Source organism: Marinitoga lauensis (assembly GCF_004135675.1).
Classification (GTDB): Bacteria; Thermotogota; Thermotogae; order Petrotogales; family Petrotogaceae; genus Marinitoga; species Marinitoga lauensis.
The window spans coordinates 530,815-543,795 of the sequence record NZ_QHLX01000001.1 but is presented as its reverse complement, the minus strand read 5'-3'; the positions used below and the strand labels follow the sequence as shown (position 1 = coordinate 543,795).

Sequence of the window (12,981 nt, the reverse complement as noted above, 5' to 3'; positions counted from 1 at the left end):
AAACAATTAGCAATGTTACTACTCAGAGTATGATTTCTGGTTCTATTTCTGTATTTTCTGCGGCAGTAACGGTGACAATTATGACATATTTTGGTGTTCCAGTTTCGTCTTCTCAGGCAATAGTTGGTTCGATAATGGCAATTGGCTTGATTGAAGGTGGAGTTAATTGGGCCATAATACTAAAGTTAATATTAGCATGGGTAGGAACTCCAATTGGTGGTATGATATTTGGTTTTATTTCTTATAAGATACTTTCAATACCTTTTAATAAAATAAAATCTATATATATTAAGGAAAGAAGTATACAAATAGCTACATTAATAATAGGTGCTTATGGAGCATATTCATTGGGAGCAAATAATGTTGCAAATATAACAGGTGTTTTTGCAGGTACAATTGGAGTGAGTACTGCAGCATTAGTAGGTGGTTTGGCGATATCCTTTGGAGTATTAACTTATAGTTATAAAGTAATGATGACAGTAGGAAAACAAATAATAGAACTTGATTATTTTTCTGCACTTATTGCAGTATTAGGTGAATCAATAACTGTCTGGATTTATGCTTTGCTAGGGATTCCAGTTTCAACTTCTCAGGCAATAGTAGGAGCGGTTATAGGTGCCGGATATGCAAGAGGTTCAAGATTAGCTAATAAAAAAGTATTGTTAAAAATTTTAAGCGCATGGGTAAATACCCGATTTCAGCTGGTTTAATAACAGCATTAATATATTTTATATTAAAAGGCATTTTTAAAATAAATATGTAAGCGGGAGGTGTTCATATGGGTTTATTTTTTGGAAAAAAGAAAAAAAATTATCGAATTATTTGACGAACATTTAGATGCTGTTGATAATACAATTGAAAAGTTAGTGGAACTAATAAAAAATTTAGATACAGAACTTGAAAGTATAAGGAAACTTTCTGATGATGTAAGAAATGCAGAAACTGAAGCAGATAGAATTAGAAGGCAGGCAGAAGAAGAGATGTATTCAGGAGCGTTTTTGCCAAATTTTAGGGGAGACTTATTAGGAACAATAGAGTCAATGGATAGAATAGCGAATAAAGCGGAAAGTGTAGCAGATGAAATAGAATTACAGAGTTTAAGGGTTCCTAATGAAATATTGCCAAATTTAAAAGAATTAGTCGAAAAATCACATGTAACATATAAAGCAGTAAAAGAAGCTGCAAAGGAAATGTTTGAAAATTTTGAAAAGGCAAATGAAATGATTTTAAAAACGGAAAATTATGAACATGAAACAGATATAATTGAAAGAAGCGTTATAAGAAAGATATTTTCATTGGATATACCATTAGCAGAAAAAATACAATTGAAAAAATTAGTGCATAGAATAGCTGATATCTCAGATACATCAGAAGACGTATCTGACAGAATTCAAATTATAATATACAAAAGAAAAGTATAACAAATCCTCCGCAGAAGCGGAGGATTTGTTATTGTATATTAACCATGACATGATATTCAAAAGATGTATTATCCGACCAATTATAAATAACCACCTGAGTTTGACACTATTATTATCAACAAAATTCTAAAAAGTAGAATTATTCAAAAAAATAGCTATTGTTAACTTTTTATAAAAAGAGAAATTAGCCACACACATCCTCCTTTTTGGCTTTTCATGCGTGTTTTAGGAGATTATTTTTTTAAATTCATCTAATTCCATCATTTTTTTCGGTTTTTCTATTTTTAATGTTTTTAATATGGCTTTTTGAAAATCGTTTAAATTGGCTCTTAATGCAAATAATTTGTCTTTTAATCTTATTTCAGAGTATTCCATTTTTTTTATAGCTTCTCTTATTTTTTCATGAGAGTATTCAATATTATTTTTTTCCAGTTCTAATTCTAATGTTCTTTGAATTATGTAAGATATGAAACTCATTACAATATGTCCTTTTATTCTTTTCGGTGTCCAATGAAATACCGGTCTTGTTTCAAGATAATTTTTTAATGTTCTGAATGTTTCTTCTACTTTCCATAATGTATGATATTGTTCTAATATTTCTTTTGGAGATAGTTTTGTGTTTGTTATTATTCCATAGTATCCATCGTATTTTTCATCATTTTCTATTTTTTCTATGTCCAATATATAATTTTGTTTGTTCTGTTCTTTTAAATATTTTTTCGCTCCTCTTTTACTTTTTGAATCTATATTTCCTTCTTCTAACATTTTTTTCGCTTTTTCTATTAATCGTAGTCTATCTGCTCTGTCTTTTTTGGCTCTTTCTTCTGAATATATTATGAGTAATCTTTTATTTTCATATTCTACTTCTCTATATTTTATTCCTTTTGCTATTTCTATGAATTCTCCTTCAAATATATTTACTTTTTTTAACTGTTTTATTGATTTTCCTACTATGAATTCATAATTAGAATTTTCTACTACTTCTATATTTTTTTTACTCATCATTCCTCTATCTGCTACTACTATTACTTTTCCTAATTGATATTCTTTTTTCATTTTTTCTATTGAATCTTTAAATGTATGCCCTTCAAATGTATTTCCTGCATATATATCAAAACTAACTGGCATTCTATCCTGATCTATTGACATCCCTAATACTACTTGCGACTCATTAAATTTCTTATCCTTTGAATATCCCATTTGTAATATTTCATTTGTTTGTTGTGTTTCAAACGCTAATGTTGTTACATCGTAAAATACTAAATCTACCGTTGTATTAAACAAACTTATCCTTTGATTATACATATGTTTTTCTATCGACTCTTTATTATCTGCTAATATATCCAATGTTCTGTATAACCAGTGCAACATTACATCTTTTTCTTCCAGGTCTTTTTCTTTTTTAACTTCCACTTTGTTATATCCAAAATACTCTAAATTATTAAATATTCCCAATTTACTTTTCGGTTCTACTATTCTATTCATCACCATTATTTTTAACATTTCTTCTGCATTGTATTTTATTTCTTTATCCAGTCTTTCAAAATATCTTTTCATCTCATATCTTTCAAATATCTTATTTACTATTACTTTGGCTCCGTAATTTCTTCTTGCTATTTCTTCCATTAAATCATCTTCTATTTTTTCATATTCATCTATTTCAAATATTTTAAAAAGACTATCTACAAGTTTTGTTATATCTTTTTTACTATACTTATCTATATTTCCAAAATTTATTACTGTATGCTGTTTCACTTTTCCATTTTCTCTTTTGCTTTCCATTATCCTTAAATATCTTTTTCCTTTCACTTTTGATATTTTAGGATACATTTTAAAACATCTCCTTTCAGTGGTTGTCATATATATTATACCACCAAAAGGACTAATATATTACTAATTATAGTTAATTCTCTGTAACAAAAGTTAGCCACACAATTTTTCGACTTCCTGAAAAATACACGCCTCAAACCCGCATTCTACCGTTCCATTTCCCTTAAAATCGCCAAATTGCTGTCAAAGGCAGGAAAATACAATTGAAAAAATTAGTGCATAGAATAGCTGATATCTCAGATACATCAGAAGACGTATCTGACAGAATTCAAATTATAATATACAAAAGAAAAGTATAACAAATCCTCCGCAGAAGCGGAGGATTTGTTATTGTATATTAACCATGACATGATATTCAAAAGATGTATTATCCGACCAATTATAAATAACCAGTTCAATAATGTATGTTCCTGGAGTATCAAATAGATTTGTTGGGATTTCATAAGATAGATCGGTCATATTAAAGTTTGGAGTATTAGAATCATAATCGTCAGCAACCCTAATTCTGTGTTTCCAATCAAATTCATTTGTAGCTGGATCGAATTTAGCAAGGTTTATTTCTGCACCTTCATAATATGGTAAAGGATTAGGAATAAACCAATTAAGGATAACATTGTTTCCAAAATAATAAGTATCATAATTAAAAGGTTCTGTTATTTCGAAAGTGTCAATAGGATAAATATTTCCTAAATATAAAGTTTTGAAATCAGTTAGTACGCCATTAAAATCATATACTTCAATAGTATAATCATCATTTTCGTAATAAATACTAGCTTCAGGATTAAAATAAGTTTCATTATAAAAGTAATCACTTTCATCCATTCGCATCAAGTCAGTAATGTATTCATCATAATTGCTGTTGTCATAAACTTCTACGTAGGCAACATTATCTGGATTTGAAATGTTGGCGTCAAATCTTAGAGCTAATTCAGGAGTAACTATTCCTGTTTCATTATCTGGAATTGGGATTCTGGTAATACCTTCAATGGATGCTTGATAAATTAAACTTTCTTGATTTGGTGGAGGCGGTGGTGGTAATAAAAATTTGAGAGGATCTATTATTATTATAGGACTATCAATTCCACTGATTAAATTTCCAAAATAAGGATCTGGGAAATTTATTGTCATTGTTGATATTTCTGGTATATCACCATCAAAGGTTCCTTCCAATGTGATATCTGGTAAATAAATATTTAAATTTTTAAAATCCTCTGGATTTTCGAAAAATACTGCCGGATATAAAAGTACCGAACCTCCCAAGTGGATGGGCAAATTTATATCGGTAATGAATAGTCTTGTAATATTATTATCGAATATATTCCACTTTGAAAATAGTTCCATAGGTCCGGAGGTTAAATCATGATCTTTATATAAATAATCAATTATCGAATCTTCCAGTCCATATTTAATAGGATTTTTTAACGAAATAATGCTATTCTGAATAGAAGCCACCCTTGTTTCAAAATTCTCATCTTTTGCTTCTAACATATTACCAAATATATTGTCTTCAAGTTCTTCAGAAGTAATGATACCATCTTTTGAGAGTTTTGTTAGCAATTCCATCATAGATGCTTCAAAAGTATCATTATTTTCTAATATTTCTGTTAGAGTTGCAGAGGGTGAATTCCAGTTGTATAAATATAAAATATTACCTTGTGCATAAATATTTTTGAATATAAAGGATAGCGTTGAAACCAGACCTTCATCAATTACTAAATAATCATTGTCATCAAATATTGGAGTATAGTTGTTAAATTCAGTTGGAGTAACTTCACCAGAAATTATTTCCCAATCAAAAATAGCATCACCTGGTGTAGAATTATCTATGCCTATAAATTCTAAATTTTCTATATTAGATAAATCTCCAAGTATTAAATCAGAATATAATCCAAGACTTACTCTTTGCGGTTCAGGGTTATCTATATATGTAACAGTTGCGTTTATATGAAGTTCAGTATTGCCAGAGATTAAACCATCATTATTCCAGTCAAAATTATTTATTTCCCATTTTAAGTTTTTATCCATATAATCTTCAAGGTTTAATTTTTCTGAATAATTTCCAATTCGTTCTAATAACTCCTGAAGAGAGTTTTCCAGTATATCTGGCATATTTATTATATTAAGTAACATTTCAGATATATTCATATCATTCAAAGAATATATTAGTGAGTTTATAAAATCCTCGTTTTCATAAAGTATATTTGAAACATTATGGAAAAGATCTGGTATATTTATAAAAACTTCTCCGATATTTCTAAGTGATGCTGTTGGAATTATAGATAAATTTGTCGTTGAATTAAGTTCAATTAGATCTGGTTCGGGCTCATTTATATTATATCCAAAATTGGCAGTAAATATTGAAAAATCTATTATATTTATGTTCCAATCCTCAGATTTATAATCATATATATTTGCCCATATACCTTTTTTTGCAATATTTAAAGCAGGTCCAATATCAAACCTTGAAAATTCATCTGGAACATCTTCATTCCAGGGTTCTTTGCCATAATAATATACAAAGGAAGCAAAATCTGTAAGGTCAACTTCACCATTAAGATTAAAATCACCTAAGAGGCCTCCCCATTTCCAGTTATAAGGGTTAAAATCATAGTTATTCATTTCTTTTGTCATAGTATTTCTAGAATAATAATCAATTTTTTCAATTTTAAAATTAGTTGATTTTATGGTTAAAAGAGTATCTCCTCTGGATACAAAATTACTGGTTGAAATAGCAACGAGAAGGTTTCCATCTTTTTCTTTTACAATACTCATAAATAATGATGGAATATCAATTTGATCTGCCTTTACATTGCTGAGTAGAAATTCGAAAGAATCTGCCGTCACCTTTGAGGTGACAACAGCAAAGTTATTGTTAAAGTCTATATCAATAACCTTTGAGATGTTTAAATTCTCATTTTCATTATTCAAATATTTATTTTCTCGTATACAACTGGCAAATATTAATATTGTTATAACAAGTATAATAAATAGATAATTATATTTTTTCATTCACACCACCCCTTATTGACCTGAGATTTCAAGATAATTATTGTTTTCAAGATGAACTGGAGAACTATTTTCTTTAAAGATAATAGAAGCATCTGTAATATTAATATGTGCCGAATCAAAAGTGCCATTGGAAGTTATTGAAAAACTTGCTATTTGTGTATCGGATAAATCCATATCTGGTGAGATTATAGAAATAATAATTTCTTCAAATTCTTCATCATTCCACTCATCATATTTGATTTCTGATTTTATAAATGAATTTTCTACATCCGGAATAGAAATACTACTTGATTCAAAAGTAATTGTATTATAATTATCAACTCTTAAATGAATTTCGATGCCCTGGATATCGGTTAAATTTGCTCCTTGAGTGTTTACAGTAAATGTTTCTGGAGAAGTAGATAAGTTTAAATACTCTGGGTCGAAAAATACATAATTATCTTTTAATATAGGTTCATAATAGAAAGACCTTACAGGTGAAATAATAGTTTCATTTCCGTCATCTGCAACTATAGCATAATAATAAATATCATAAGGTTCATCCCTTCTGAATAATACCCATAATGGAAATTCTAAAGGGATTTCTGGATTTTCTACAAGCGATTCTTCGAATAACCCGGGATCTGTCCAGGTTTCACCCCATCGGCTGAAAAGTATAATATGATAATTTATTGGATTGATTGTATTGGATGCATAAAAGGTTATAGTATCTAAAGGCCCGGCTTTTTCTCCAGCAGAAGGACCATTAACTGTTAAATAAGGATGATCTGATGAGGCTATATTAAAACTTCTTACATCAGAAACATATGTTTGTGTGGCATCGTAACTCTCCACTTTCCATATATAAGGTCCTTTTTTCAATTCTAAATTATAATAAGGCTCATAAAGATAATCAAATGGTTCCAGATAATTGTTGTCAGATACAACGAGTTCTTTTGCAGATTTGAAAAAGAATTCATATTCGATATTTTCACCTAAATCTTCCCAGTTAAAATTAATATATTCAAATGTATTATCAGTTTCAAAGATTTCACCATTTAAAGGATTGAATAAATTTATTTTCTCTTCCTGTTGTTCCTGCCAGACATCTATAATTTCAAATGAAAATACTGCACTTAAAATATTATCTTCTTCATCTTTTATGTACCAATAATAGATGCCCGGATTATCGAAATCGACGCTAATATTATCATCTCCTGAAAAACCACTTTGACTGAATACAATATTATTTTCTGAATCTATGATTTCAAGAGTTAGATTTTCTGGAGAATTATATGTTTCTTCCTCATTTTCCAATGGAGAAGGTGGTGCTACATGCCAACTAAACCATATTGTATAATAATCAAAATTTGCATTCTGTTCTGGATAATCAAGTAACACATCATATGGTGACATATTAATAAAGAACCATCTATGTTCTGTATCCTGATAGTCTTCTTCTGGAACATTTTCTAATGATACCCAATATTTATAGGCTCCATCAGGTAAAGTCATACTATAATTAAAGGTCATTTCGTTTGTGTATGGATCAGTTCCTGTTGAATAGTCTGTAGGTGTAATTAAGGTATCATACGTATTTTCCCATGTATCCACAGGTTTAACATGAAGGAAGAAATCACCATCGTAGTTTGGGTCCATTCCCCATGTGAATTGAATATTATTGGTTGTTGCTTCTTCGCCATCAAGTGGCATTATTAGATGCAATTCTGATAACCAGGAACTTTCTTCAATATAGAAATACCATATTTCACTTTCTACAAATTCAGTGTCATTTATAAAAGCTTTAACTTTCCACTCATACGATTTTCCAGGCGTAAATCCACGAACGAAAGCTTCTGCTTCATAATTACCCTGATCATCTTGCCAGTATACGTTTATATTCGTTGTTGATGACCATGTATCCGTTCCTTCTTCTCTATAATACAATTCAAAAATATTACTATCTTTTTCAGTTTGTAGATTATTTGCACCCCATGCAAAATGTACTTCAATCGAATTGGCGCCTGGAAGCGCTGGAATAAAGTCATACGGGTCAATTGGATAAAAGTATGTGGTTTCAATTACATTACCAGCTTTAAATGTATAGTATTGACTATGTATTTCAATTGTTTCAAAGGTTTCCGGATCGGTGTAATAACCATCAACCCACCACCCGTATTTGCCGTCTTCAGTTATTTCAACAGTTGTGGAATTATCTGTTTCTTCACTTTCTGTGTATGAACCCATTCCATCAAGTTTTTCAATATGGAATATATAGTAATCTACATCAACAGGATTATCTTCACCATTTTCTGATTTAAACGCCTGCCATTCAAAGGTTATGGTTGTAGGTATTTCAGAAAAATCTGCCTCATCTGCTGGATTTAGAAGATCTATATAATAATATATATTTTTTAAAAATACACTGAACCAGAACGGATTTTCCGGGTATATTTTTTCAATCTTTCCATTACCAAAATCAGCATATCCTATCACTGCCCAGAAATAATCGCCTTCCTCTAATTGGAGAGTAATCTGCATATTTGATGTTTTTGCGAAGACCATTAAATCTGAAGAAGGTATATTATCTTCAATATAATCCCATACTTTATCTTCATTTTTATCAACTATTACTTCATATGTTATGGTTGCGTTTAATTCTGATGAAGGGTGCCATCTAAATGTGACCGAAGTTCCAACAATAGTGATATCTTCTTCTTGATGAATGAAATAATTTTCTTTTCCAAATTCTTCCGTATTTATTTCTATTGTAGCATCTAATCCATCAACAAGACCTTTAAATGTTGGATCTGGTAATTCTATTAAAAGATTAGTAGAATCATATGTTGAAACAATAGAAATATCAGGTAAGAAAACATTTAAATCTGAGAAATCATCAGGATTATTAAAAAATACTCCGGGATGTAATGTAAAAGATTCATTGTATCCAATAGGTATTTCAATACCTTCAGAAGGGTTATTTATAAAATTGGACATTTTTTCTGTTTCACCCAATAAATCCATTGACATATCGAAATCGTATTTTGGAACAGGAGGAGTATTTCCAGAAGTAACATCATGTTTCTGAGCGATATAGTCCATTATTTTATCCTCAAATATCATTCTAACTAAATCATGGAAGGACAATAAATCATTTTTAATTTGATTAATAAGATCTATAGATTTTATATTATCTTTAAATGTTAACATATCCCCAAAAATATGATTTTTCAATTCTTCACCGGTTATTTTTTGTGAATCAAAAGGTGGTGGATTTTTCATTAAATCAAGTATAAGATTGGAAATATATTCCTCTAAATTTTCATCATTATTTATGGCATTTTTTATATTTATTGAAGGATTATTTAAATCATATATAAACAGTGCTTTTCCAATAATTCCCAATATTTTGCTAAAAACACTCATTCCTGCAGCAGTTCCTTCGTCGATTAAGAGATAATCGTTGTCATTGAATATTGGATTATAGTTTTCATCTATATTCCCAAAGAACATTTCATAATCAAATATGGCATCTCCACCGTTTTGACTTATTTTGATTGAAACTGGTGGATCAGGTAAAGTAAAAAGTTCATAAAAAGGTATAGTTATATTTGCTCCATCCTGAGTTAATATATCAAATTTCAAAGCAGTAGTATTTTCAATCTCTCCATCTCCATCCCAATCAAATTTATTTATTTCATACTTAATATCATCATATAAATATCCATCTTTTACACTGCCTATTAGATTTGAAAAATCATTTATATCTTCTATAATATTTAAAAGTGCTGTTTCTGTAGCATCAGACATATTTATGATGTACTTCAATAGTGCTGTTGGTGAAGGACTTTCTGTTGTTAAAAGATTTATTAAATCACTATTTTCAGAAATGAAAGTTGATATTTCTGAATAGATATCATGAATTTTCATAAGTCCAGAAACAACGTTCATTTCTGTATCATCTTCTATGTCGCCTGGATGGGTAGAATTATTAACAACAATGGTTGATTGTGTAGTTAAAATATTGATATTGTAATTTGCGGCAAAAATAGAAAAATCTGCTAAACTAATTCTCCATCAGGTTTTGCTAAATCAAATACATTATTCCATACACCTTTATGTGCAAAGTTTTCTGCAGGTCCAATATCCAGCAAATCAAAATCTTTCATATTTCCGTAAAAGTCCTTTCTTTCCAGACCATAAAAAGCAGTAAAACTTGAAAAATCACTTATACTAACTTTACCATCAAAATTAAAGTCACCGAGTAATCCAAAGGAAATCCCTTTATCATACATCATGTTTTCATCAAATTCTTTTGCAATAACATATCTATTGTATGTTTCAACATATTTAATGTCAGGTTTTTTATTCTTTATTTTCATTAGTGTAGTACCCGGGTTTATTAAATTTGAAGAAGAAATTGCCACATTTAATCCGTTGTTATTCTTTTTTATAATTTTTAAAAAGTCAGGTGGTATATATATATTTTCTTTATTAATGTTCTTTATTGTAAAATCAAAAGAATCTGCTTTGATATTAGATTTTATAACATATTCATCATTAATCTTTTCTATAATGATAGAATCTATTTTATTTTCAATGATATTCGTTTTTTTGAAATTGAAACATGAAGATAAAATCAATGCAATAATAATTAATATTAAAAATATTTTTTTATTTTTCATAGTCTCACCCCTTACTCTGATATGGTGACTGTTATAGGGCCACCAACTGTAAATTTTATCTCTGGTTCGTTAGGACCGTACATATATGTTGATTTTTCAAATTTTATCTCTGTTTCTCCACTCTCTGCTAATTTGAATGTAACTGTAATAATATCTTGAGGTAACACAAAATTACCGTTTAAAGAAATTACACTGAAAATAAACTCGTTATGATCAGGATATTTAATTATCTTTTTAATAGGAAGGAATTTATTATTATCATTAAAAATGTCATTTATAATACAATCATCTTCATTTATATCAATAAATTCAGGATTATATCCAAACCTTATATCAAATCCATAAATATTGTCTGTGAAAGAAGTTTTTAATTTAAATGATGATGCTGAATTGATTGGAGTATTTATCTCTATAGGATCAAAGTAAATGTCTGGTAATTCCCCTTCTTCTTTCTTTACGAATTCAAAACTCCATACTGGCCCTAATACTTTATACATACCATCTTTTGCAACTATTCTCCAGTAGTATGTGGATGAATAATCCAGTTCAAGATTTTCTAAGTATTTATTGCTTAAATCAGTTGCAGTATAGTCATTTTTAGCAAGATTTTCCACATCTGATTTAACATCAGAAATATAAAAATCGAATGTTAAAGGAGTTCCTTCGGGATCATATGCATTCCATTCAAATGAAACAGCTGTCCCCACAACTGTAGGAATATCCGGTTTATGATAATCGCTTATAACAGGTGGTTTGTTTTGAGATAAAATAGTAATTTTTCTTGTCTCACTTTTTACTGGAGGATTAACCTTATCGGAAACTTCAACATTCCAGTAAAAATCACCTGGTTCAGGAAGTTTATAATTATAAGATAATTCTTTATTCTGATTATCTTCAAAAGAAATTATTTCTTTCATGTTTGTTTCAGATTTACCAACTAAAAGTTTGTAATTTAGTATTGAGTTATCGTTATCTATTGCTATCCAGCTAAATTCAACTTCATTGGTATCAAAAGTTGCACCATCCGTTGGGGATAATAATGTAATTGTAGGAGCAACATTATTTTCTGGAGGATTATAAACAAATGAAGCAACATCTGAATAAGAAGACTCTTTTCCATCAGAGACCAAAACCTTCCAGTAAAATGTTCCTGTAGAATTCAGTGAATAAATATAACTTAAATTGTTGTAGTTTGAAACTATGTTATTAAATGAAGTTTCGGATTTTCCAAGGAATAAATCAAATGTTAAAGGGTCTTTATCCAGATCTGAAGCATTCCAGGAAAATGTTACTTCTGAATTTTCTAACTTTTTACCATTAACAGGAGATATTAGTGTTATAGTTGGTTTGTGATTTATTGTAGAATCAGAAGTTGGTTCATAATCAAATGTTGGTGCTTCAAACACCATTATTTTATGATCAATATTCGGTTCATCCCAGAGTTCTATTTTCCATTGATATTGCCCTTTTATAGGTGGCTCGTAAGAATATTCACTTTCAGTTAATGGAGTGTCATTTAATTTTATAAAGCTATTGCCGACGTATTTGAGATAAATATTATAATATATAGTATCGTTTTCTACATCATTTGCATTCCATTTAAAATCGACTTTTTGTGTTTTAACGATTTGATTATCGACAGGAGAAATATAACCTATAAAAGTAGGTGGATTATTTTCTGTTGGTTCTAATAACACATTTATCGTTCTCGATTCATTTGGATATACTTTAGTATCACCATTTTCAGGAAAATAGTTCAATTTTGTGACTTCATAATTATATTCTCCTTCTGTTAAAGTGAAATCGTATTCTCCGTTTTCATCTGTAAGAGCTGAAACCTTTAAAGCACCATTTTGAGTTATTTTGATTTGCGCTCCAGAAATAGATTCATTTGATATTTTATCCTTTACTATAAATTTTAAAGTTCCTTCTTTAGCAGGTTGTAGTCTATCACATGAAAATAGAAAAAATGAAAAAATTAGCAATAAAATCAAAACAAACAATTTTTTTCCCATATTTTCACCCCTGTGTTTTTAATTTATTTTTAAAATAATATT

The 12,981-nt window shown here is 29.1% G+C and carries 7 protein-coding genes; 2 read left to right on the top strand and 5 right to left on the bottom strand.

The features are described 5' to 3' along the window. Together DJ007_RS02905 and DJ007_RS02900 are read left to right on the top strand one after the other, a co-directional pair. A partial coding sequence (locus DJ007_RS02905) for an inorganic phosphate transporter (protein WP_206076037.1) occupies window positions 1–710 on the top strand: 710 nt, incomplete at its 5' end. Between the two features lie 81 nt (window positions 711–791). Beyond that, window positions 792–1,421, top strand: coding sequence for a TIGR00153 family protein (locus DJ007_RS02900; RefSeq protein ID WP_240739194.1), 630 nt, complete (start codon window positions 792–794; stop codon window positions 1,419–1,421). 225 nt (window positions 1,422–1,646) lie between these two features. Here the strand turns inward: DJ007_RS02900 and DJ007_RS02895 are convergent, their stop codons facing one another. The 5 genes from DJ007_RS02895 to DJ007_RS02870 all read right to left on the bottom strand — a co-directional run bounded on the left by DJ007_RS02895 (window position 1,647) and on the right by DJ007_RS02870 (window position 12,939). Next, window positions 1,647–3,281, bottom strand: coding sequence for an IS1634 family transposase (locus DJ007_RS02895; RefSeq protein ID WP_129407806.1), 1,635 nt, complete (start codon window positions 3,279–3,281; stop codon window positions 1,647–1,649). A gap of 297 nt (window positions 3,282–3,578) precedes the next feature. Continuing rightward, window positions 3,579–6,260 (bottom strand): hypothetical protein, encoded by a 2,682-nt coding sequence (locus tag DJ007_RS02885; protein WP_129408230.1) that lies wholly within the window; start codon window positions 6,258–6,260, stop codon window positions 3,579–3,581. A gap of 12 nt (window positions 6,261–6,272) precedes the next feature. After that, window positions 6,273–10,190 carry a hypothetical protein gene (locus DJ007_RS02880; RefSeq protein ID WP_129408229.1) on the bottom strand — a complete coding sequence of 1,306 codons (3,918 nt, stop codon included), beginning with the start codon at window positions 10,188–10,190 and terminating at the stop codon, window positions 6,273–6,275. 110 nt (window positions 10,191–10,300) lie between these two features. Beyond that, window positions 10,301–10,924 carry a hypothetical protein gene (locus DJ007_RS02875; RefSeq protein WP_129408228.1) on the bottom strand — a complete coding sequence of 208 codons (624 nt, stop codon included), beginning with the start codon at window positions 10,922–10,924 and terminating at the stop codon, window positions 10,301–10,303. 11 nt (window positions 10,925–10,935) lie between these two features. Continuing rightward, the gene (locus tag DJ007_RS02870; RefSeq protein ID WP_129408227.1) at window positions 10,936–12,939 is read right to left on the bottom strand and encodes a carboxypeptidase regulatory-like domain-containing protein; all 2,004 of its coding nucleotides are present in this window, start codon (window positions 12,937–12,939) and stop codon (window positions 10,936–10,938) included. Window positions 12,940–12,981 lie beyond the last annotated feature (42 nt).

What these genes read in the sequence shown, in the direction of transcription:
- DJ007_RS02870 (WP_129408227.1), bottom strand. Translation starts at nt 12,939, where the DNA reads ATGGGAAAAAAATTGTTTGTTTTGATTTTATTGCTAATTTTTTCATTT.
- DJ007_RS02875 (WP_129408228.1), bottom strand. Translation starts at nt 10,924, where the DNA reads ATGAAAAATAAAAAAATATTTTTAATATTAATTATTATTGCATTGATT.
- DJ007_RS02895 (WP_129407806.1), bottom strand. Translation starts at nt 3,281, where the DNA reads ATGACAACCACTGAAAGGAGATGTTTTAAAATGTATCCTAAAATATCA.
- DJ007_RS02885 (WP_129408230.1), bottom strand. Translation starts at nt 6,260, where the DNA reads ATGAAAAAATATAATTATCTATTTATTATACTTGTTATAACAATATTA.
- DJ007_RS02880 (WP_129408229.1), bottom strand. Translation starts at nt 10,190, where the DNA reads ATGAACGTTGTTTCTGGACTTATGAAAATTCATGATATCTATTCAGAA.